Here is a 21,214-nt window from a genome sequence, read left to right as displayed (position 1 = left end):
CTAGCCAGCCAGGCTTCACGACAGCGTGACCGAGAAGATCTCCTCGGGGCGCCAGACAAGTCCGAGCAGGATACGCGCGCCGACTAGCAGCACCATGACCGCAAGTCCGAGGCGAAGATATTCGGGGCGGAACTTGGTCGCGAACCGCGCGCCGACCTGGGCCCCTACGACCGAGCCGAGCAGGAGCAGCGCCGCCAGCACGATGTCGACGGCCTTGGTGGTGGTTGCGTGGACCATCGTTGCGACCGCAGTCACGAACAGCGTCTGGAACAGCGACGTGCCGACCACCACCGACGTCGCCATGCCGAGCAGGTAGATCATCGCTGGGACGAGGATGAAGCCACCGCCGATGCCAAGCAGGATCGTCAGGATGCCGGTGAAGAACCCCAGCAACAGCGGCGCGAGCGGCGAGATGTAGAGCCCCGACGCGTAAAAGCGCGTCCTGAGCGGGAGCGCAGCGACGAGCGGGTGATGGCGGCGTTTACGTGCCTTCGGAGGCCGCCCGGTCCGCGCGCGGCCGATCGTGCCGATCGATTCCTTCGCCATCAGGCCACCGATCGAGCCGAGCATGATCACGTAGACGATCGCGATCACGGTATCGATCTGGCCGCTTTGCTGGAGCAGCCGGAACAGCCATGCCCCGAAGAACGAGCCGAGGATGCCACCTGCGACGAGCACCCCGCCCATCTTGGTATCGACGCCCTTGCGCCTGAAATGCGCGAACACGCCGGAAACGCTGGCGCCGGTTACCTGGCTCGCGGACGAGGCTGCGGCAACCGTCGGCGGAATGCCGTAGACGATCAGTAGCGGTGTCGTCAGGAAGCCGCCGCCGACGCCGAACATTCCCGACAACAGTCCGACTCCCCCGCCGAGCAGGATGATGACGAGCGCGTTGACCGACAGGTTCGCGACGGGAAGATACAGATCCACGACGGCTGCGTTACACCGGATTGCGCGGGCGGGGCTAGGCTCGACCGCTTAGAAGTCGCTACCGATCGACAGGGCCGGTCCGGAGCCCGGACGCGCGCCACCGGCGATGCGTTCGCGCCAGTCGAGTGTCAGGCGGATCGTCTTGCGCGCGACTGGCAGCGCGGCGACGATCGAAGGCCCGATATCGAAGCGTTCGGCGTCGCGTTGTGCACTTCCCCAGGCGCCGATGCCGATGTCTATGGTCGCGCCGGCAAGCTTTCCTAGTGGATGCGTGAGTCGTGCGGAGGCGTCGACGAAACCTTCGATCCCGTCACGCGCAATCCCGCCGGCCTGGCCGTACGCTTCCAGGCGGATACCCGGCGCGACCTTGGCGGGACCGTAGCCGGCGATGACGCCCACCGTCGGTCCGCCACGGCCGCCATCGAGTGCGAACCGCTGCTCGGCGACGAGGCGGATCGGTAGCCGCGTCGGTTGCCATTCGATCCCGAGTGCGGCCTCCCGTCCGGCACCTTTGAGCGGCGTGGCGACGCGTGCCACCAGCGCGACCTTGCGACGGCTACCGAGCGCGTAGGCCAGTCGCAAACCACCCTGCGACGCGCCGAGCTGCCCGCCCGACACCGTACCGGCGGGACCGCCACGCGCGAGCAGCCATGCGCTTCCGGTGAGACGATCTGGCCCGTTGGCGACCATGGGCGGTGCTACCGGCGACGGAATGAGGTATGTCCGAGGCTCTGCGACGGCTGGTAAATCGGGAAGATGTCGCGGTACTGACACCGGCGGCATAGCTGTTGATGCTTGCCATGGTCGCGGCTTGGAGACCATCGTCGGTACGACAACACCGTATGGGACGATCGCAACGCGCGGCGGCACGCGCTGTCCCGCGAAAACTGCTGCGGCAACTCTCGGCACTAGTACTTCGATCACCCGTGGGATCATGTCCGACGGTGGAAGCGAGGCGACCTCCGGCAACAACAACGCGACGCGGACCATTACCCATCCGCCTAATGCCAATGCGAGAAAGCGCAGCGGGCGCCCGACACTCATCGTGCGGCGGCGGCGAGGCCCGAATCGTTGGCGGTGACGACATCGTCGGGCGGCAGGTCCGGAAACTCATGCCGCGTCTTGTCCCAGACCGGCGCGGCACCCCGCAGCATGCCGATATAGACGATCAACGCGCGCGGTGCGGCGATCAGCGAGACGAGGTTGCCGACTAGGAATCGCGGCAGCGCCCAGATCGCCTCGCGCATGCCATAACTGCGTCCCGTGAATATCATCCGCACGATCAACCGCCACGCCAGCAAGGCGCCATTGGCGACGAGCAGCCAGAAGGCGATCGGGTAGGCGCCGTTCGCGTAGGGCGACGCCCCGCCGGCTTGGCCATGCGCCAGCAGCGAGAACACCCATATCGGCACCGCAAGATAGCCGACCGCTAGGATCACGACCGCCAACGGCGCGCGTCGATCGCGCATTCGCATCCAGTGATCGGCGACCGCGCAGGGCTGTCCCCAGCCGGTACGATCCCAGCCCGCCAGCGCAATACCCATCATCCACCGCGTCTTCTGGCGCACCGAGCCGCCGAGCGTACACGGGAAATACGCGCGTACCGCGACCACCGTCCCGGCATCGTCCGCCGCAACGCGCGCGAAAATGCCGCGAGCGCCTAGCTCTGCGAGTCGCAAGCCCAGCTCGTAATCCTCGGTCAGGCTGGTGGCGTCGAACGGATCGCCGCCCCGTGCCTGCGCAATCGTCGCAAGGACGGCGGGTGCGATCGCACAGCCCGTGCCCGCGAGCGGCATCGCTGCGCCCAATGCCGTCCGGACGACGATCTGCTTGGCATGGGATTCGGCGAACTCGTCGGCATAGTGTCCCGACACCAGCCGCGCACCGCGGTGGACCAGCGGCAGGACGGGAAGCTGGATGACGTCATACTGCTCGATCAGACTGTCGAAGACACGCAACTCCTGCGCATGCACCACGTCTTCTGCATCATGAATTACGACGGCCTTGGTCGGCAGAGCCACCTCGCCCCCGTCTCGCAGATCGTCGCGACACAGCGCATGCCACAGGGTGTTGAGGCAGTCGGCCTTGGTCGTCGGCCCGTCTCGTAGCCCGATCACGAGCCGGATCCGCGAGTCGCGCTCGGCGACCGCGGCAATTGCATCGATAGTCCCCCGGTCGTTCGGATAGGCGCCGACATAGATGCGGTAATTATCGTGGTCGTAGCGATCGAGCGCGGTCGTCAGCATCCCGCCGATCACCGCGACCTCGTCCCACGCCGCGACGAACACTGCGATCCGTCCGGCGGTGCGTGGTAATGGCAAAGTGGCAAGAGTCAGGCGAGCCCGGCCGCCATGCCTGATCCGGTGACCAATATAGACCAGATCGACCAGCAGATCATCGATACCACCGAGTAGCAGTCCGACGCCCGCAAACAGCAGCATCTCTCGCGCGGACGCGTCGATGATCCACAGCGACTCGCCCAAGCCACACCCCCGAATCAAGGGTACCGCAAGTCACCGTCGTAACGGATATAGTCTTATCGAGAACGGATGTTTGTCGTTTTCGCGAATTACGGCCTGACACGGCGAACCATCGCGTCGAACGTGCGTTACGACGATGATCCCTTTCCCCCCTTTCGGGATCGGCGCCGATGATGCCCGGCCCGGCCGCACCGCTGCGTAGCACGCGGTGCGGCCTAACCGACTTTGTGCTTACCCTTCAGACCGACCGGCTATGGTCGATTTCGACCGCCGCCGCCGGTGTTGCTACCGCCGCCACCGCCGCCGCCAGCACCCGCGGCGCCGACCGTGCCGATGTTACCGAACAGATCCTGGAAGAAGCCGCGCTCGCGACCGAGCGTCGGCGTCTTCTTGCCATAGGGTGCGATCGACGCGACCTGATCGAGCCCGCCGCGACGGATCGCGGTGACGGTGCCCCTCTGGTCGAAGCTGATCTGCAACGTGATCTGCGCGTTCGCGCGCGGGTTGCGGAACGCGAGGTTGCGGCTGTCGCGCGCAAGATAATACCAGTCGCCCTGGTCGAACTGGCCGGCGAGCGTCGGCTTGCCGAGCGTGGCGAGCACCGATTGGCGATTGTCGACGCCCGGCTGGACCGAGTTGACGAGGTCGGTATCGACCACATAGCCTTGGTGCGACCGCAGCTGGGTGCAGCCCCCACTGGCCAGTGCGGCGACCGCAAGTGCGGCGGCGAGACCCGTACGGGCGGAAAACACGCTCATATAAACTCCCAACCGGGGCACGCGAAAACACGTGACGGGTCCCACGCGATTGCATCGGCCGCCGATCGCCTCGATATGCGAGGATGCGCGGGCAAACAAGCCGAAGCGCGGCTTCGTGTTGAGGACGATAGATTTTGAGCTGGTTGGGAAGACTGCTCGGCGAGAAGCCCGACGAGGCGCTGCCGCTGTACAACGCTGTCATCGGCCGTGCCCGCGCGGAACATTGGTACAGGGAGGGCGCGGTGCCGGACACGGTCGACGGCCGGTTCGACATGATCGCGACGTTGCTGGCGATCGTCATGCTGCGGCTCGAGACGGAGCCCGCTGGCGGCGAACCCGCGGCGCGTCTGGCCGAACGCTTCGTCGACGATATGGACGGGCAGCTCCGCGAGATCGGGATCGGCGACATCATCGTCGGCAAGCATATCGGCAAGATGATGAGCATGCTTGGCGGGCGGCTTGGTGCCTACCGCGACGGGCTGGCGGCGGGCGATATCGCGCCGGCGTTGGTGCGCAACCTGTACCGGGGCGCCGGGCCGGACGATGCCGCGCTGACTCACGTCCGCGAGTCGGTGATGGCCTTTCATGCGGGGCTGGCTGCGACGCCACTACCAAATCTGTTATCTGGAGAATTGCCGTGAAGCCCGAGTTCAGCCGCCCCGAACGCCTCGACACGATCGGCGAGCGCGAGCGGATCGTCGACATCGCCGCGACCGAGGACGAGCGCGCGGCGCTGGCAAAGCGGTTCGCGCTGCTCTCGATCACGCGACTCGACGCGCGATTGGGGATCAAGCGGACCGACAGCGGCATCGTCGTAAAGGGCCGCGTGACCGGGGCTGCTGTGCAGGCATGTTCGGTGACCGACGAGCCGCTCAACACGAAGATCGATGAGCCAGTCGCGCTGTTGTTCGTCGCGCAGTTGGTGTCCGAGGGCAACGAGGTCGAACTGTCCGACGACGCGCTGGACACGGTAGCGATCGAGGGCGGCACGATCGACCTTGGCGAAGCTGCGGCGGATACACTGGCGCTGGCGATCGACCCATTCCCGCGAGGGCCGAATGCGGCGGCGGCGCTGGCGGCGGCGGGGGTCATTAGCGAGGACGAGTTCCGGCCGGCGAATGCGTTCTCGGATTTGAAGGCGAGGATGGCGGGGAAGAGCTGAACGGTACCGCGGTCTCAGGCTCGTTCGAGATTAGTTTACCAAAGATTTGCACCACCCCGGCGAAGGCCGGGGCCCAATTGGGGGCCGATAGTGAGGTAGGGCGGTCCGCCGTTACAACCACCTCTCCAATTGGGCCCCGGCCTTCGCCGGGGGTGGTGCGTGTTTGGGGCAACCTCGGCCTCCTTGTTCTCCCGGGAACATGGTTTAGTCCGCGTCGGGGCCTAAAGTAGGATCGAGATCGCGTGGGCGGATGAAGCGGGTCAGGCGCGCCGTACCCGCCGCAACATCGCCCCACTCCCCCTCGAACTGAAGCTCCGCAATACTGGCCGTCGGATATTTCTCCTCGACCGCATCGCGCAACGGATCGGCCCCATCCGCGACCAGCATCAGTACCAGATCCTCCAACCCAGGATTGTGCCCGATCATCAGCGCACTTTCCGCCTCGGCCGGAAATCCGTGCATCACGTCGAGCAACGTCGCCGCAGACGCTAGGTACACCCGCCGATCCAGGTCCGGCGCGATCGTCCGGCCATAGCCCGATTCGATCTGTTCCAAAGTCTCCGAAACCCGCACCGCCGGCGACGCGATCGCATGATCGAAAGCGAGCCCAAGCGACCGCATGTGGCGGCCGACCATCGCCGCGGCACGCTTGCCCTTGGCGTTGAGCGGGCGGTCGAAATCGCGCGCGACCGGATCGTCCCAGCCGGACTTGGCGTGGCGCAACAGCGTCAACGTCTTCATGGCAATCCTCAAGCCGGTTCGCGGCTTTCATGCCCTACCGGCGCTCGCGAGGAAAGCCGACTTGCGACTCGGGCCACCGCTTCTTCGAGCGTGACGCGCGCGATCGGCACGCCCGGTGGGAACGCGCTGAGTAGCCGCGACGGCATCGCAGCGGACAGCATTACGAACACGCCGGAGTCATCAGCACGCCGGATCAGCCGCCCGAACGCCTGCGCCAAACGCGCTCGGACCAGCCGGTCGTCATACGCCGAACCGCCGCCCGCGAGCCTGCGTGCGGCGTGCAGAACGGACGGTTTAGCCCAAGGCACGCCCTCCATCACGACCAGCCGCAGCGATTCGCCAGGAACGTCGACACCATCGCGCAGTGCATCGGTGCCCAGCAGCGACGCGCCCGGATCGTCGCGGAAAATGTCGACCAAGGTGCCGGTATCGATCGGATCGACGTGCTGCGCGTGGAGCGGCAGGCCTTCGCGCGCGAGTCGATCGGCGATGCGGCCATGCACGCCGCGCAGTCGTCGGATCGCCGTGAACAGCCCGAGCGTCCCGCCGCGGCTGGCCACGATCAGCTGCGCATAGGCGTTGGCGAGCGCACCGACATCGCCACGCTTCACGTCGGTGACGATCAGGACTTCGGCCTGTCGGGTATAGTCGAACGGGCTCTTCGCCTCGAACCGGGCGGCGGGGCGCAGCAAATGCGGCGCACCGGTGCGAGCTTCGGCGACTTCCCAATCGCCGCCGCCGGTCAGCGTCGCCGAGGTGACGAGCGCCCCGTGCGCAGGCTTCAGGACGATCTCGGCGAACGGTCGCGTCGGATCGAGCCAGTGGCGATGCAGCCCGATATCGAACTCGCGCCCCTCGATCCGGTCGACCGCGAGCCAGTCGACGAAATCGCCATCGACGGGCCCGCCGACGCGCGCGAGCAGCGACAGCCACGACGCCACCGTCTCCGCGCGCCAGCCGATCGAGGCGATCGCGCCTTCGACTCGGGCTCGGGCGGGCGCGTCCATCCAGTCGGGCGCTTCGGCGAGCACCGCTTCGAGGCGACGGCCCAGCGTCACGAGCGGGCGGACGAGTGCGTCGAGCGCGGCGGCGGCGGGCGCAGCGGCCTCGATCAGCGTCGCATCGGGTTCGGCGAGTTCGGTCTCCAGGCCGTAGCCTGCGTCACCCGGTTGCTCGGCTCGCGCGTAGGTTAGCCCGCGGACGGCGGCGAGCAGTGTCTCGATCGGCCCGAACGGCGCGCCTTCGCCGAGACGTTGCAGCCAACCATCGGACGCCAACGCCCCGGCCGCGGTCACCGCGTCGCTGATCGCCCGCGCGCCCTGTTCGTCGTAGCTGGCGAGATCGGACAGCCGTGCGGCGAGGCCCCGCCGCCGACCGCGACCGCTCGATTCGGGGCCGAGGATCCAGCGACGGAGTTCGATCGTCTCGGCGCCGGTCAGCGCGGTCGCGAACATCGAATCGGCCGCATCGAAGATGTGATGGCCCTCGTCGAAAACGTAGCGCGTCGGCCGGGTGGCGAGCTCGCGCCCTCTTGCGGCGTTGACCATCACCAGCGCGTGGTTGGCGATGACGATGTCGGCGTCGGACGAGGCGCGGGCGGCGCGCTCAATGAAGCATTTCCGGTAGTGCGGGCAGCCGGCATACACGCACTCGCCGCGCCGGTCGGTCAGCGCGGTCGAGCCGTTGCGGCGGAACAGCGTCGGCAGCCAGCCGGGGAGGTCGCCACCGACCATGTCGCCGTCCGCGCTATAAGCCGCCCAGCGCGCGACGAGGTGCGCGAGGATCGCCGCACGCCCCGCGAACCCGCCTTGCAGCGCGTCCTCCAGGTTCAGTAGGCAGAGATAATTCTCGCGGCCTTTCCGCGTGACGACCTTGGCCTTCCGGATTTCGGCGTCGGGATACAGGCGAGCGGTTTCCTGTCCCAACTGACGTTGCAGCGTCTTGGTGTAGGTCGAGATCCACACCGCGCCGCCGGCCTTCTCCGCCCAGAGCGACGCGGGGGCGAGATAACCGAGCGTCTTGCCGATCCCGGTCCCCGCTTCGGCGAGCACCAGATTGGGTGTGTCGCGCATCGCCCGCGGCGCGAACGCGGCGGTGGCGGCCCCGGCATAGGCGCGCTGGCCGGGGCGTTCCTCGGCGCCGTGCCCGGTGAGGTCGACGAGTCGCGCTTCGGCGTCTCCGGGCTCGATCGTGACGGTACGCGGGGCAGGTCGCGGCGCGTGCTCCTCCCATTCGGGGAGCGACGAGAACAGCCAGCGTTCGTTGACCGCCGGCTTCTTCAGCCGCTCGGCGACGACCGGCGCCCACGGCCAGCGCAGGCGAAACAGCGATTGCGCGGCAGTCCATGCGCCCTCACGCTCGGGCCAGTCGCCATCGGTCAGCGCCAGCATCGCCTCCGCCGCGCGCAGCAGGAACGGCGCAACCTCCGCATCCTCGGTCGGCACGTCGAGCCCGGTGACCCGCGCGATCCCCTTCGGCGTCGGCACCGCGAACTGCGCGGGGCGAAGGAACGCATAGAGTTCGAGCAGATCGAGCCCCGACAGATCGGGATACCCGAGTCGTTGCCCGACCAACGGCGCATTGAGCATGATGACCGGCGTATCGGCCGCGATCCGGATCGCCTCACCCCGTCCGATCGGACGCGCGCCGTCGGCGTTCGCGATCCAAATGCCGGCGTGGCTGGCGTGGAGGGCGGGATAGCGAAGCACCGCGAGACCTTGCTGCAGTGAGAACGAAAGGGCAACCTCTCGCTGCTTGTTCTTCCGCGAAGGTGGGAGCCCAGTCTGGATCCCCGCCTTCGCGGGGAAACACGCTGTCGTCGGTTTCAGCCTAAAGTGCTGCACCCCTCGCGGTTGTGAAAACCTCCACCAACAAGCTCACCCATATCGGCCGTTACGCAACCGGCACGGTTCACGTGCGTTGCGCACTCATCGATACCGAGCTTTACCTACATCAACAGGGACGATCATTATGCGGAAGTTTCTCATGGCGCTGAGCGCGCTCTCGCTCGCAATTCCGGCGGCTGCCGTGATCCCCACGGGCAAGGCCGAAGCACGCTCGAAGCGCGAATATCGCGGGCATGACCGTCGTTACCGCGCCAAGCGTTGCCGTCATTCGAGCGGTACGACCGGCTTGGTCGCAGGCGGCGTCGGCGGCGCGGTTCTCGGCAATGCGGTCGGCGGCGGTCTGCTCGGCACGTTGGCAGGCGGCGCAGCGGGTGCGCTCGGTGGCCGTGCGGTCGACCGGACGATCACCGCGAAGGATCGTTGCCGCTGAGTCGCAAGCGGCGGTGGGGGTGACGGACACGAATGCACGCGCTAGTCGCGCTGTATCATGACCGACGACATCCGCACCGCCGCCCTCGAGTCCAAAGCCTGGCCGTACGAGGAGGCGCGCAAACTCCTCAAGCGCTATCCGAACGGCAAGTCGGGCGATCCGGTGCTGTTCGAGACGGGCTACGGACCGTCGGGCCTGCCGCACATCGGCACGTTCAACGAAGTGTTGCGCACGACGATGGTGCGCAACGCCTTCCACGCGCTGAGCGATACGCCGACGCGGTTGATCGCATTCTCGGACGACATGGACGGCCTCCGGAAAGTGCCGGACAACGTCCCCAATGGCGACATGCTGCGCGAGCATCTCGGCAAGCCGCTGACACAAATCCCCGATCCGTTCGGCACGCATTCGAGCTTTGCCGCACATAACAACGCGATCTTGCGCGAATTCCTCGACCGCTACGGCTTCGAGTACGAGTTCGCCTCATCGACCGAATACTACACGTCGGGTCGCTTCGACGAGGCGCTGAAGGGCGTGCTCCGTCACTTCCAGGGTATCCAGGACGTGATGCTCCCGACGCTGCGGGCCGAGCGTCGCGCGACCTATTCGCCTGTGCTGCCGATCTCGCCGACCAGCGGCATCGTGTTGCAGGTGCCTATCGAGGTGATCGACGCCGAAGCCGGGCTGATCGCGTTCGAGGATGACGGCCAGCGGATCGAACAAACCGTGCTTGGTGGCAAGGCCAAGCTGCAGTGGAAGGTCGACTGGGCGATGCGCTGGGTCGCGCTCGGCGTCGATTACGAGATGGCGGGCAAGGACCTGATCGATTCGGTCACCCAGTCGTCGAAGATCGCACGCGTGCTCGGCGGGCGCCCGCCCGAGGGCTTCAACTACGAGATGTTCCTCGACGAGAATGGCGAGAAGATCTCGAAGTCGAAGGGTAACGGCCTGAGCCTCGAGCAGTGGCTAACCTATGGCCCCGAGGAGTCGCTCGCGTTCTACGCGTACCGCGAGCCGAAGAAGGCCAAGTCGCTGCACATGGGCGTGATCCCGCGCGCGGTGGACGAGTATTGGCAGTTCCGCGGCAATTATGCGGGCCAGGACCTGAAGCAGCAGCTCGGCAATCCGGTCCATCACATCCACGACGGCAAACTACCGACGGGCGAACTGCCGGTGACGTTCGGGCTGCTCCTCAACCTCGTCGGGGTGATGGGCGATGCGAGCAAGGAGCAGGTCTGGGGCTATCTGGCGAACTACGTGCCCGATGCGTCGGCGGCCAAGTATCCCGAGCTCGACCGCCTGATCGGCTATGCGCTGGCCTATAGCCGCGATTTCGTTGCGCCGACGCTCAAGCGGCGTGCCCCCGAGGGCGTCGAGGTCGCGGCGCTGGAGCGGCTCGATGCGGAACTCGCCGCGCTGCCCGTGGAGGCGAGCGCGGAGGATATCCAGAACATCGTCTACGAGATCGGCAAGACCGGCGGGTTCGAGAACCTGCGCGACTGGTTCAAGGCGCTGTACGAGACGTTGCTGGGCTCGGAGCAGGGTCCGCGGATGGGCAGCTTCATTGCGCTGTACGGGGTCGAGAACTCGCGGAAACTGATCGCGGAAGCGCTCGCTCGGTAAGACGACGCGTTCGAAGAAGAACCACCCCGGCGGAGGCCGGGGCCCAGTTGGGGGACGTTCATAATTGGACGCAGAGCGCCGTTACCACGACCTTTCCAACTGGGCCCCGGCCTTCGCCGGGGTGGTGGTTTCAAGTTGGCCGAGCGGCCGTATCGCCTCGACAGCTTAACGAGAACATATTAGCAACAAGTCCGCCTCCCCCGATTCGGAAACCGGCATGTTTCATCGAACACTCGCGCGTCATCGCCTGTTCTTCGCGATCCGCCCGCCACTCCCGCTAGCGCGCCAGATCACCGCTGCAGCGTCGTGGTTCGAAACCGACCGGGACAAGCTGCGCCCCGAGCATTTGCACGTGACGATCGATATCCTCGACGACCATGATCGCGTCTCGACCACGCTGGAACGCGACCTGAAAGCGATCGGCGATGCGGTCGAAGCAGTACCGTTCGCACTCCAGTTCGATACCGTGGTCGGCAGCGATCGATCCATTGCGATGCGCGCCCGCCGGAAGAACGCATCCTTCGCGGCATTGTACCAGCGGATCGCCGTGGCGCGCGAGGCGGCGGGGCTACGCGCCCGCGCTGGGTATCGGTCGAGCCCTCACATGACGCTAGGCTACCGCGACGGCGTGTCGTTCACACAACCCATCGCGCCGATCGGCTGGGATGTGGATGCGTTCGTGCTGGTCCACAGCCATGTCGGCCGGACGCGCCACGACGTGATCGGGCGCTGGTTGCTGAGCGGCGACGACGATCGGCAACTGGCGCTGTTCTGAGCCTTCGAATTTGCCGAACGCGCGCGATCCCGTAGGACCCCGGACGCGTTCGGTTGGTTCTTCCCTCGTGACCGCGCACCAAGGAGCGAACATGCGGCTGTTCTTCAACGACGCCCAGCGAACCCACGCTCCTGCGCGCGAACTCCACAACGGCGCGTTCACTGCCTATGCGGAGACGCCCGCGCGCATTGACGCGATCCTGCACGCGATCGGTCCGGTCGAGACGCCGGAGGATCTTGGCGAGGCACCGATCCTCGCGGTGCACTCCCCCACCTATGTCGCGTTCCTGAAAGACGCCGCGCGACTGTGGCGCGAGGCGGGACGCGAGGGCGATGCAATTCCCTACACCTTCCCGATCCGCGGCCGCCGTCCGCTCGACCTCACCCGGATCGACGCGCTGATCGGCGCGCACAGCTTCGACGCGACCACGCCGATCACCCCCGAGACCTGGGCCGCCTCCTATGGCAGCGCACAGTCCGCGCTCGCCGCGACCCACGCGGTCCTCGACGGCGACCGCGCCGCCTTCGCGCTGTGTCGCCCGCCCGGCCACCATGCCGGCGCCGATTATTGCGGAGGATATTGTCACCTCAACACCGCCGCGATCGCCGCGCAGGCCGCGCGCGATGCCGGTGTCGCGCGCGTCGCGATCCTCGACATCGACTATCACCACGGCAACGGCACGCAGGACATCTTCTACGCCCGCGGCGACGTGTTCTACGCGTCGGTCCACGCGGATCCGAAGACCGACTACCCGTTCTACTGGGGCCATGCCGACGAAACCGGCGACAGCGAAGGACTCGGCACTACGCTGAACCTTCCCCTCCCCCACGGCACACGGATCGAGGCTTTCCGCACCGCGCAGACCACCGCGCTCGACGCGATCGCCGCATTCAACCCCGGCCTGCTCGTCGTCAGTTTCGGCGCGGACACGTGGGATGGCGATCCGATCTCGCACTTCAAGCTGACCACGCCCGACTATACGGTCCTCGCGCGCGACATCGCCGGGCGTGGCTGGCCGACTGTGATCGTCATGGAAGGCGGCTACGCGGTCGACGCACTCGGCCACAACGTCGCGAGTTTCCTGAGTGGCTTCTGAAGCGCCTATCGCTCTCGGCACGCCGGCCTACCGCCGGCTTACGTTGGCGATGCTGTTCGCGGGGTTCTCGACCTTCTCGCTGTTGTATTCGGTACAGCCGTTGCTGCCGCTGTTCGCCGCGCAGTTCGGGCTGACGGCGGAAGGAGCGTCGCTGGCGGTGTCGCTGGCGACGGGGCCACTGGCGGTCGGCATCCTGTTCGCCGGGTTCGTCTCGGACCGGGTCGGCCGGCGGCCGCTGATGATCGCGGCAATGTTCGCGGCTGGCGCGCTGACCTTGGCGGCGGCGGTCGTGCCGGGCTGGAGCGGGTTGCTCGTGCTGCGCTTCCTGACCGGCGTCGCGCTTGCGGGCGTGCCGGCGGTGGCGATGGCCTATGTCGCGGAGGAGGTCGATGCGGGCTCGGTCGGCGCTGCGATGGGGTTGTATATCGCGGGCAGCGCGCTCGGCGGGATGGCGGGGCGCCTCGTCGTCAGCGTCGTCGCCGATCTCGAAGGATGGCGCTGGGCGCTCGCTGCGGTGGGTGTCGCAGGGCTGGCGATGGCGGAGGCATTCCGCCGACTCGCGCCGCTCTCGCGCAATTTCACGCCGAGCGTCGGACGGCCGGGCGCGCTGCTGCGCAGTGCCGGCGCGCTGTTCACCGATCGCGCGATGCCGCTGCTGTATCTCGAGGCGTTCCTGCTGATGGGCGTGTTCGTCACGATCTATAATTACGCTGGCTTCCGGTTGATGAGCCCGCCTTACGGACTCAGCCAGGCGGCGGTCGGGGCCGTGTTCCTGCTGTACGTGCTGGGATCGGTCAGTTCGGCGAAGTTCGGCACGCTGGCGGGGCGGCTCGGGCGACGGAAGGTCTTCTGGATACCGGTCGTGCTGCTGATTGCGGGTGTCGCGCTGACCGCGATGCAGCCGCTCGTGGTGGTGATCGCCGGGATTGCGGTCGTGACGATCGGCTTCTTCGGCGCGCATTCGATCGCGAGCGCCTGGGTCGGGCGGCGTGCACAGGGCTCGCGCGGGCAGGCGGCGGCGTTCTACCTGTTCTTCTATTACATGGGGTCGAGCGTGCTGGGATCCGCTGGCGGGTTCGCCTGGACGCATGCCGGTTGGCCGGGGGTGACGGCGTTCTGCCTGTTGCTGGGCGTGGCGGCGCTGGTGATCGGGCTGGTGTTGCGCACGGTGCCGCCGCTGGTGGTGGAGCCGCCGGCGCCGCAGCGAATGCCGGATCCTTGAAGCGCGAATTCTCCCCTCCCTGAAAGGGAGGGGCTAGGGATGGGTTGGCCAATTTGAACCACTAGCATTGGAATTCGCGGAGCCCGACCCGCCCCCTCCCTTCCAGGGAGGGGGGAAGAAGTCCGGCTCCACTCAGACTTGGGAACGGGAACCCGCTCTACCGAGACGCCACGTCGGTCGCGTCGATGGGCGGCATACCCGCCATCCCCTTCGCGACCGCTTCGACCCGTTCCATGACGCGGAGGACGTTGCCGCCCGACAGCTTCGCCATGTCGCCATCGCTCCACCCGCGCCGCGCCAGTTCGGCGAACAGCAGCGGATACCCGTCGACCCCCTTTAGGCCGATCGGCCCGGTCCCTTGGATGCCGTCGAAATCGCCGCCGATCCCGACATGATCCCGACCGGCGATCTTCGCGATATGCTCGACGTGATCGGCGACCGTCGCGGCGGTGACTTGCGGTTCCGGATGCGTGGCGTCCCAACTCACCAGCGGCGCAGGCGATTTCGCGCCGTACACGCCGGCCGGCACGCCGATCGACTTCGCATAGGCCGACCGCGCGATGTCCCATGCGCGCCACTCGCCCGACAGGAACGACGGGTAGAAGTTCACCATCACCACGCCGCCGTTCGCGCCGATCGCACGGAGCAGGTCGTCGGGAATGTTGCGCGGCGCGTCCGCGATCGCCCGCGCGCTGGAGTGCGAGGCGATCACCGGCGCCTTGGTCGCCGCCAGCGCCGCGGCCATCGTCGCGTCGGACACATGCGACACGTCGACGATCATCCCGATCCGGTTCATCTCGGCGACCACCTGCCGCCCGAAATAGCTTAGCCCGTTCGCGCGTGGTGCATCGGTCGAGCTATCCGCCCAGTTCAGGCTCTTACCGTGCGTCAGCGTCATATAGGCGACGCCGAGCGCGTGATATTGGCGCAGCACCGACAGTCGCCTATCGATCTGGTGCCCGCCCTCGACGCCGATCAACGACGCGATCCGCCCGGCTTTCTCGATCCGGCGGATATCCGCAGCCGTGGTGGCAAGCTCGAAAACCGCCGGGTTCGCCGCGACGAACCGGCGGACGATGTCGATCTCCTCGAGCGTCATTCTGACCGGACCGGGCGCGTCGGCGGGGATGTAGACCGACCAGAACTGCCCGCCGACATGACCTTTGCGCAGGCGGGGAATGTCGGTCTGCAGCGGGTTCGGCAGCCGCGCGGTGTCCACCGAGAGATCGACCGCCTCGACCTTCGCGTCGTGCAGCTCGCGGATTTCCCAGGCCAAGTCGTTATGCCCATCGATCACCGGGCTGCGTTCCAGCACGCGCGCGACGCGCCGCGCGATCTGCGGGTCGGGCGCAGCGGCCGGGCTCGACTGTGCGGTGATGAGCAGGAAGGCGGCGATCATCTCTTGGTCCCCGGTAACGTCCATTTCATCCTGAAGGAGGTGATCGCGCGCGACAAGCCGGGTACGCCGCGCCGAACCAGAGCGAAGTGGCGGACTTGAGTACCAGATCGACCCATATACGAGCCGGAAGCAGTGCCCGGACCAACGACACGAGCCTGTCCACTGCGATCGCGATCGCGCGGCTGATCGGGATCATGGGGATCGTCTATGTCCACGCCTGGACCGGACGCACCGCGGAGGAATTGGCGGCGGCAGCGTTCAGTTGGCAGGCGGTGCTGCGGACGGTGCTCGGCGAAGTGTTCGGACGTAGCGCCGTACCGCTGCTCGGCATGATCTCCGGCTGGCTGGTCGTCTCGACCGCGACGCGCCAAGGCTACGGGGCGTTTTTGATCGGCAAGGCGCGGACGATCCTGCTGCCGATGGTTTTGTGGAACGCAATCGCGATCCTGCTGGTGGGGGCGGCGGCGACGTTCGGCGACCTGAAAGCGCCGACGCCGACGAGCATCGGCTGGACGCTCAACGAACTCGTGCCGCTCGTGCATGCGAACGACATCAACGTGCAGATGCCGTTTCCGCGCGATCTGTTCGTCTGCATGACGATCGCGCCGGTTCTAGTGCGCGCGTCGAGCGTGTGGCTGGCGGTGGTCGCGCTGGTGGCGGTCGCATGGAGTGTGTCCGGGGTGCACGTCCCGTTGTTGCTGCGACCGCAGATCCTGCTCTTCTTTACCGCTGGGATCGCCGCGCGGCGATCTGGCGCGGCGGAGCGAGTGGCGGGGTGGCCTGTCGCCCTATGCGCGCTGCCATTCGTGCTGCTGATTGCGCCGCGGCTGTGGACCGCGCTGCTCGGGAACGCGTTCTTCGATGCACATCCGCTTCTGATGGCGGCATTCGATATCGTGTTTCGATTGGCGTCGGCGGTGCTGTTCTGGCGGTTCGCCTGGGCGTTGGCGGGAAGCAACGTTGCGGACCGGTTGCGCGGGATCGAGCGGTACGGGTTTCTCGCATTCTGCGATCACTTAGTACTGTTATGGCTGTTCGGGCCGGTGATCGGATTGGCGACCGGCGCGCTGGGGGCGGGGTTGTATCCGGCATATCTGCTGGTCCAGCCGCTGCTGGTGCTCGGCGTCACGGTCGTGCTGGGGCGGGTGCTGATGGCGCTCTCGCCGGCAGTCGCGCGGGTGCTCAGCGGCGGCCGGCTGGGGCAATCGGCTTCAATTACCGCGTGACGGCGGATCGAGCTGGTTCACCCATTCCTGGTTGTGAACAACGGTAGAGCGAACCGGCCGACCGGTGGCGTCGAGCCAGGGGCGGTAGCGGAAGCGCAGTTCGATCAGGCGGCAGGTGGTCGCATCGAGCACCCCGTTTCCGCTGGATCGCGTGACCATGCAGTGCGTGACGCTGCCGTCGGTCTCCACGGTGTAGCGAACGCCGACGATCCCGCCCGCACCGATCACCGCTTCGGCGTTGGGGAAATCCTTGTTCTTGAAGCGGTCCTTGATGAGGTGGGGCGGCGTCTCCTGACCACCTTCGCCGTCGCCATTCCCGGAGCGACCACTGCCGGTGCCGTTCCCCTCGCTGCCTGCGCCTGTACCCGATCCCGGAACGGGGGCCGCGCCCGTGGTGGCGTCGCTGCCGGGGCCTGGTTTCAGCGTGGTGATGACCGGGGGCGGTGGAACGATCGGCTTGGGAACGACAAGTTCGGTCGCCTTCGAGCGCAGGTTCGCAGGAGACGCTGCGCCTTCGGGGCGGTGGCGTTTCGCTGGGCGTGGAGCGATCTTTTCAGGTGGTGGCGGTGGGGGGTTTCAGGCCGGCGGCGAATGTCTTCAGCGCATCGGGGATAGCGGTCGGAATACTGACGCCGAGCCCGAGGATCAGTGCATAGCCGATGACCGCGCAGAGTATCGCGGCGCCGGCGGCGGATATCAGGCGGTCGCGGGGGTTCGAGTAGACGCCATACATGCTGATCAATTGGGGAGGCGTGCATTGTGCGGCAACTGCGCATGAGGGCGCGAGCACGATCTCGGTACTTCGGACGTATTCGGTACTTATCCCGCTTCGACAGATGCACCTTCCCGGCGCAGGCCGGGGTCCAATTGGAAAGGTCGATGTGACGAAGGACCGTCCGTCGTTACCTCCGTTTCCCAATTGGGCCCCGGCCTTCGCCGGGGGGGGGGCACTCTGGATGGCATAGATCTCGGTTTGTCAGCGTGTCGGTTCGAAATCGGCCGACCTTCATGTTCGGCAGACACAAAAACGGGCGGTGTGACCGAAGTCACACCGCCCGTTCGTGGCGCGCGACGCGGGAGTAAATCCCGCGTCGTCGGTCGGCGCTGAGGCGCCGCCGGCCGGGCTTGCTGTTGCGCGAGGCTTCGCCCGCGCAGCGGCTTTCGCCTACAGCTTCGCCGTCAACTCCGGCACGATCTTGAACAGATCGCCGACCAGGCCGATGTCCGCGACCTGGAAGATCGGGGCGTCCTCGTCCTTGTTGATCGCGATGATGACCTTCGAGTCCTTCATGCCCGCGAGATGCTGGATCGCGCCCGAGATGCCGACAGCGACATACACTTCCGGTGCGACGATCTTGCCGGTCTGGCCGACCTGATAGTCGTTCGGCGCATAGCCTGCGTCGACTGCGGCGCGCGAGGCACCGACGCCGGCGCCGAGCTTGTCCGCCAGCGGATCGATCATCGCGTGGAACTGGTCGCTCGAGGCAAGCGCACGGCCGCCCGACACGATGATCTTCGCACTGGTCAGCTCGGGGCGCTCGTTCTTGGCGATCTCCGAACCGGCGAAGGTCGACAGCCCCTTGTCGCCGGTCGATGCGACCGCTTCGATCTCGCCCGAGCCACCTTCGGTCGCGGCCTTGGCGAACGCTGTGCCGCGGACCGTGATAACCTTCTTCGCGTCGGTCGACTGCACGGTCGCGATCGCATTGCCGGCGTAGATCGGCCGCGTGAACGTGTCCTCGCTCTCGACCGACAGGATGTCGCTGATCTGCATGACGTCGAGCAGCGCGGCGACGCGCGGCGCGATGTTCTTGCCGTGCGTGGTCGACGGCGCGACGAACGCATCGTGCGTGCCCATCAGCTCGACGATCAACGGCGCGACGTTCTCGGCGAGCGCATGCGCGAACGCGGCGTCGTCAGCGACATGCACCTTGCCGACGCCGGCGATCTTGGCGGCTTCGGCAGCGACGCCGTCGACGCCCTGGCCGACGACCAGCAGATGGACTTCGCCGAGCTGCGATGCGGCGGTCACCGCCGACAGCGTGGCATCCTTGACGGCCTGACCGTCATGTTCGACCCAGACGAGCGTCTTCACTTGGCGACTCCCATTTCCTTGAGCTTGCCGACCAGCGCGTCGACATCGGCGACCTTGATCCCGGCCGAGCGCTTGGCGGGCTCGACCACTTTCAGCGTGGTCAGGCGCGGCGTCACGTCGACGCCGAAATCGGCGGGCGTCTTCTGCGCCATCGGCTTCGACTTCGCCTTCATGATGTTCGGCAGCGAGGCATAGCGCGGCTCGTTGAGGCGAAGATCGGTGGTGATGATCGCGGGCAGCTTCAGCGTGTCCGTCTCCGCGCCGCCATCGACTTCGCGCGTCACGTTGACCGAACCGTCGGCGATCTCGACCTTCGACGCGAACGTGCCCTGACCCCAGTTGAGGAGGCCGGCGAGCATCTGTCCGGTCTGGTTGTTGTCGTCGTCGATCGCCTGCTTGCCGAGGATCACGAGGTCGGGCTTTTCCTCCTCGACGATCTTGGCGAGGATCTTGGCGACGCCCAGCGGCTCGACCTTGGTCTCGCTGACGACGAGGATCGCGCGATCGGCACCCATCGCGAGCGCGGTGCGGAGCGTTTCCTGCGACTTCTGCTCGCCGATCGAGACGACGACGATCTCGGTGACGCCCTTGTCCTTGAGACGGATCGCTTCCTCGACCGCGATCTCGTCGAACGGGTTCATGCTCATCTTGACGTTCGCCAGATCGACGCCCGTTCCGTCCGCCTTCACGCGAGGCTTCACGTTGTAGTCAAGCACGCGCTTGACCGGCACCAGCACCTTCATCGGGGTTCCTTCCAAGGTGAAATCATTCGTTTCGATCACCGTCACAGTGTGGCGGCGTTGGCGCGACAGATGGCTGTTTCGAGCCGTTTTCGCAAGTCCGGTATGGAAACATCGCTATGCCGTAGCGTCACGGCGAGATGCCGATCGGACCACCTGCCGAACAGTGTGCGACATCAACGAAAAAGGGCCCGGACGTTTCCGTCCGAGCCCCTCTTTTCGCAGAATCAGTATGCGAGGTCGAAGGCAGTTAGGCCGCGACCTTCTGCACCTCTGCGACGATCTTCTTCGCGGCATCGCCAAGGTCGTTCGCCGGGACGATCGCGAGGCCGGAGTTCGCAAGGATCTCCTTGCCCTTCTCGACATTCGTGCCTTCGAGGCGGACGACGAGCGGCACCGAGAGGTTCACTTCCTTCGCCGCGGCGACGATGCCGTCGGCGATGATGTCGCACTTCATGATGCCGCCGAAGATGTTGACGAGGATGCCCTTAACGTTCGGATCCGCGAGGATGATCTTGAACGCCGCCGTCACCTTCTCCTTGTTGGCGCCGCCGCCGACGTCGAGGAAGTTGGCCGGGAACATGCCGTTGAGCTTGATGATGTCCATCGTCGCCATCGCGAGGCCGGCGCCATTGACCATGCAGCCGATGTCGCCATCGAGCTTGATGTAGGCGAGGTCGTACTTCGACGCCTCGAGCTCGGCGGGATCTTCCTCGGTCTCGTCGCGCAGTTCGAGCAGGTCCTTGTGGCGGAACAGCGCGTTGCCGTCGAACGCGACCTTCGCGTCGAGCACCATCAGCTTGCCGTCGTTCGTCACCGCGAGCGGGTTGATCTCGATCTGCTCGGCATCGGTGCCCATGAACGCGTCATACAGCTTCGACGCGGTGTTCGCGGCCTGCTTGGCGAGATCGCCGGTGAGCTTCAGCGCGGCAGCGACGGCACGGCCGTGATGCGGCATGAAGCCGGTAGCCTGGTCGATGTCGATCGACTGGATCTTCTCGGGCGTGTCGTGCGCGACGGCTTCGATGTCCATGCCGCCTTCGGTCGAGACGACCATCATCACCCGGCCGGTGGTGCGGTTGAGCGTCAGCGCGAGGTAGAATTCCTTGTCGATGTCGACGCCGTCGGTGACGTACAGGCGGTTGACCTGCTTGCCCGCGTCACCCGTCTGGATCGTGACGAGCGTGTTGCCGAGCATCTCGGTCGCGGCCGCGCGAACCTCGTCCTCGGTCTTGGCGAGGCGGACGCCGCCCTTGGCATCGGGGCCGAGCTCGACGAACTTGCCCTTGCCGCGGCCGCCGGCGTGGATCTGCGCCTTGACGACATAGAGCGGTCCGGGAAGCTTCTTCGAGGCCTCTACGGCCTCCTCGACGGTCAGTGCCGCGAAACCGGCAGGCACGGGGACGCCGAACTTGGCCAGCAGTTCCTTGGCCTGGTATTCATGGATGTTCATCGGGAAGGCTCCACGCAATTTTTAGGAAACTCGGGAATTGGTTGGCCGTAAAGCACAGGGCGGGCAGCAAATCCACCCTTAAGGCATTTGCAGTTGCGTGTCGTTATCAATAGGCGGATTTATCGACCGCGAATGGCCTGATCTAAAGCAATTCCTTTGGCGTCGCACCCCGCCGCCTCTACAGGAGGGCCATGGCGATCCGACTCCGCATCATTGCGTTCCGCAGTTACCCCGCCGG

The 21,214-nt window shown here is 66.4% G+C and carries 20 protein-coding genes; 8 read left to right on the top strand and 12 right to left on the bottom strand.

The window, feature by feature from the left end:
• Positions 1–15: 15 nt before the first annotated feature.
• The 4 genes from C8J25_RS09955 to C8J25_RS09940 form a co-directional block, all read right to left on the bottom strand.
• Positions 16–930 (bottom strand): sulfite exporter TauE/SafE family protein, encoded by a 915-nt coding sequence (locus tag C8J25_RS09955; RefSeq protein WP_107954264.1) that lies wholly within the window; start codon positions 928–930, stop codon positions 16–18.
• A 48-nt stretch (positions 931–978) separates the two neighbouring features.
• Positions 979–1,620 (bottom strand): hypothetical protein, encoded by a 642-nt coding sequence (locus C8J25_RS21110; protein ID WP_244186945.1) that lies wholly within the window; start codon positions 1,618–1,620, stop codon positions 979–981.
• Positions 1,621–1,970: 350 nt separating this feature from the next.
• Positions 1,971–3,413, bottom strand: a complete 1,443-nt coding sequence (locus tag C8J25_RS09945; RefSeq protein ID WP_279628753.1) for a glycosyl transferase family protein — start codon at positions 3,411–3,413, stop codon at positions 1,971–1,973.
• Positions 3,414–3,661: 248 nt separating this feature from the next.
• Positions 3,662–4,168: an outer membrane protein assembly factor BamE gene (locus tag C8J25_RS09940; RefSeq protein ID WP_107954262.1), complete on the bottom strand. Its 507-nt coding sequence runs from the start codon at positions 4,166–4,168 to the stop codon at positions 3,662–3,664.
• Positions 4,169–4,302: 134 nt separating this feature from the next.
• On the opposite strand from C8J25_RS09940, the gene C8J25_RS09935 reads away from it, so the two are divergent.
• Together C8J25_RS09935 and C8J25_RS09930 are read left to right on the top strand one after the other, a co-directional pair.
• Positions 4,303–4,809 carry a ubiquinol-cytochrome C chaperone family protein gene (locus C8J25_RS09935; protein ID WP_244186943.1) on the top strand — a complete coding sequence of 169 codons (507 nt, stop codon included), beginning with the start codon at positions 4,303–4,305 and terminating at the stop codon, positions 4,807–4,809.
• Entirely contained in the window at positions 4,806–5,330 is a 525-nt protein-coding gene (locus C8J25_RS09930) for a YceD family protein (RefSeq protein WP_107954261.1), read from the top strand. Before C8J25_RS09935 ends, C8J25_RS09930 begins: the two co-directional genes overlap by 4 nt.
• Positions 5,331–5,534: 204 nt before the next feature.
• Here the strand turns inward: C8J25_RS09930 and C8J25_RS09925 are convergent, their stop codons facing one another.
• Complete coding sequence (locus C8J25_RS09925) at positions 5,535–6,071, bottom strand: SixA phosphatase family protein (RefSeq protein ID WP_107954260.1); 537 nt, start codon at positions 6,069–6,071, stop codon at positions 5,535–5,537.
• Between the two features lie 8 nt (positions 6,072–6,079).
• Complete coding sequence (locus C8J25_RS09920; RefSeq protein ID WP_107954259.1) at positions 6,080–8,779, bottom strand: ATP-dependent DNA helicase; 2,700 nt, start codon at positions 8,777–8,779, stop codon at positions 6,080–6,082.
• 262 nt (positions 8,780–9,041) lie between these two features.
• Between C8J25_RS09920 and C8J25_RS09915 the strand changes: the two genes are divergently transcribed.
• The 5 genes from C8J25_RS09915 (at position 9,042) to C8J25_RS09895 (ending at position 14,063) form a co-directional block, all read left to right on the top strand.
• Positions 9,042–9,347: a hypothetical protein gene (locus C8J25_RS09915; protein WP_056053958.1), complete on the top strand. Its 306-nt coding sequence runs from the start codon at positions 9,042–9,044 to the stop codon at positions 9,345–9,347.
• A gap of 57 nt (positions 9,348–9,404) precedes the next feature.
• Positions 9,405–10,970, top strand: a complete 1,566-nt coding sequence (locus C8J25_RS09910) for a lysine--tRNA ligase (protein ID WP_107954258.1) — start codon at positions 9,405–9,407, stop codon at positions 10,968–10,970.
• Positions 10,971–11,187: 217 nt separating this feature from the next.
• Positions 11,188–11,745: a 2'-5' RNA ligase family protein gene (locus C8J25_RS09905; RefSeq protein WP_107954257.1), complete on the top strand. Its 558-nt coding sequence runs from the start codon at positions 11,188–11,190 to the stop codon at positions 11,743–11,745.
• A gap of 91 nt (positions 11,746–11,836) precedes the next feature.
• Positions 11,837–12,841 carry a histone deacetylase family protein gene (locus C8J25_RS09900; RefSeq protein WP_107954256.1) on the top strand — a complete coding sequence of 335 codons (1,005 nt, stop codon included), beginning with the start codon at positions 11,837–11,839 and terminating at the stop codon, positions 12,839–12,841.
• Positions 12,831–14,063, top strand: a complete 1,233-nt coding sequence (locus C8J25_RS09895; protein ID WP_244186941.1) for an MFS transporter — start codon at positions 12,831–12,833, stop codon at positions 14,061–14,063. The genes C8J25_RS09900 and C8J25_RS09895 overlap by 11 nt, the downstream gene beginning before the upstream one ends.
• A gap of 157 nt (positions 14,064–14,220) precedes the next feature.
• Here the strand turns inward: C8J25_RS09895 and C8J25_RS09890 are convergent, their stop codons facing one another.
• Positions 14,221–15,486 carry a dipeptidase gene (locus C8J25_RS09890; protein WP_244186940.1) on the bottom strand — a complete coding sequence of 422 codons (1,266 nt, stop codon included), beginning with the start codon at positions 15,484–15,486 and terminating at the stop codon, positions 14,221–14,223.
• Positions 15,487–15,557: 71 nt separating this feature from the next.
• Between C8J25_RS09890 and C8J25_RS09885 the strand changes: the two genes are divergently transcribed.
• Positions 15,558–16,688, top strand: a complete 1,131-nt coding sequence (locus tag C8J25_RS09885; protein ID WP_244186939.1) for an acyltransferase — start codon at positions 15,558–15,560, stop codon at positions 16,686–16,688.
• Here the strand turns inward: C8J25_RS09885 and C8J25_RS21105 are convergent.
• The 5 genes from C8J25_RS21105 to sucC form a co-directional block, all read right to left on the bottom strand.
• The gene (locus tag C8J25_RS21105) at positions 16,674–16,916 is read right to left on the bottom strand and encodes an energy transducer TonB (RefSeq protein ID WP_244186937.1); all 243 of its coding nucleotides are present in this window, start codon (positions 16,914–16,916) and stop codon (positions 16,674–16,676) included. The genes C8J25_RS09885 and C8J25_RS21105 overlap by 15 nt on opposite strands.
• Before the next feature lie 325 nt (positions 16,917–17,241).
• Complete coding sequence (locus tag C8J25_RS20280; RefSeq protein WP_146173323.1) at positions 17,242–17,421, bottom strand: type II secretion system protein M; 180 nt, start codon at positions 17,419–17,421, stop codon at positions 17,242–17,244.
• Between the two features lie 432 nt (positions 17,422–17,853).
• Positions 17,854–18,783, bottom strand: coding sequence for an electron transfer flavoprotein subunit alpha/FixB family protein (locus C8J25_RS09875; RefSeq protein ID WP_107954255.1), 930 nt, complete (start codon positions 18,781–18,783; stop codon positions 17,854–17,856).
• Positions 18,780–19,526, bottom strand: coding sequence for an electron transfer flavoprotein subunit beta/FixA family protein (locus C8J25_RS09870; RefSeq protein WP_056064107.1), 747 nt, complete (start codon positions 19,524–19,526; stop codon positions 18,780–18,782). Before C8J25_RS09870 ends, C8J25_RS09875 begins: the two co-directional genes overlap by 4 nt.
• A gap of 247 nt (positions 19,527–19,773) precedes the next feature.
• Positions 19,774–20,976 carry an ADP-forming succinate--CoA ligase subunit beta gene (sucC, locus tag C8J25_RS09865; RefSeq protein WP_107954254.1) on the bottom strand — a complete coding sequence of 401 codons (1,203 nt, stop codon included), beginning with the start codon at positions 20,974–20,976 and terminating at the stop codon, positions 19,774–19,776.
• Between the last annotated feature and the right edge of the window lie 238 nt (positions 20,977–21,214).

The sequence above is a fragment of the Sphingomonas faeni genome (genome assembly GCF_003053745.1).
In the GTDB taxonomy this organism is placed as follows: Bacteria; Pseudomonadota; Alphaproteobacteria; order Sphingomonadales; family Sphingomonadaceae; genus Sphingomonas; species Sphingomonas faeni.
The sequence above is the reverse complement of the archived record's forward strand: the minus strand, read 5'-3'. Positions and strand labels throughout refer to the sequence as shown.

Excerpts from the sequence above, each read along its gene's own strand:
- C8J25_RS21110 (WP_244186945.1), bottom strand. The coding sequence starts at position 1,620 with ATGGTCGCCAACGGGCCAGATCGTCTCACCGGAAGCGCATGGCTGCTC.
- C8J25_RS09940 (WP_107954262.1), bottom strand. The coding sequence starts at position 4,168 with ATGAGCGTGTTTTCCGCCCGTACGGGTCTCGCCGCCGCACTTGCGGTC.
- C8J25_RS09925 (WP_107954260.1), bottom strand. The coding sequence starts at position 6,071 with ATGAAGACGTTGACGCTGTTGCGCCACGCCAAGTCCGGCTGGGACGAT.
- C8J25_RS09915 (WP_056053958.1), top strand. The coding sequence starts at position 9,042 with ATGCGGAAGTTTCTCATGGCGCTGAGCGCGCTCTCGCTCGCAATTCCG.
- C8J25_RS09910 (WP_107954258.1), top strand. The coding sequence starts at position 9,405 with ATGACCGACGACATCCGCACCGCCGCCCTCGAGTCCAAAGCCTGGCCG.
- C8J25_RS09905 (WP_107954257.1), top strand. The coding sequence starts at position 11,188 with ATGTTTCATCGAACACTCGCGCGTCATCGCCTGTTCTTCGCGATCCGC.
- C8J25_RS09900 (WP_107954256.1), top strand. The coding sequence starts at position 11,837 with ATGCGGCTGTTCTTCAACGACGCCCAGCGAACCCACGCTCCTGCGCGC.
- C8J25_RS09890 (WP_244186940.1), bottom strand. The coding sequence starts at position 15,486 with ATGGACGTTACCGGGGACCAAGAGATGATCGCCGCCTTCCTGCTCATC.
- C8J25_RS20280 (WP_146173323.1), bottom strand. The coding sequence starts at position 17,421 with ATGTATGGCGTCTACTCGAACCCCCGCGACCGCCTGATATCCGCCGCC.
- C8J25_RS09870 (WP_056064107.1), bottom strand. The coding sequence starts at position 19,526 with ATGAAGGTGCTGGTGCCGGTCAAGCGCGTGCTTGACTACAACGTGAAG.
- sucC (WP_107954254.1), bottom strand. The coding sequence starts at position 20,976 with ATGAACATCCATGAATACCAGGCCAAGGAACTGCTGGCCAAGTTCGGC.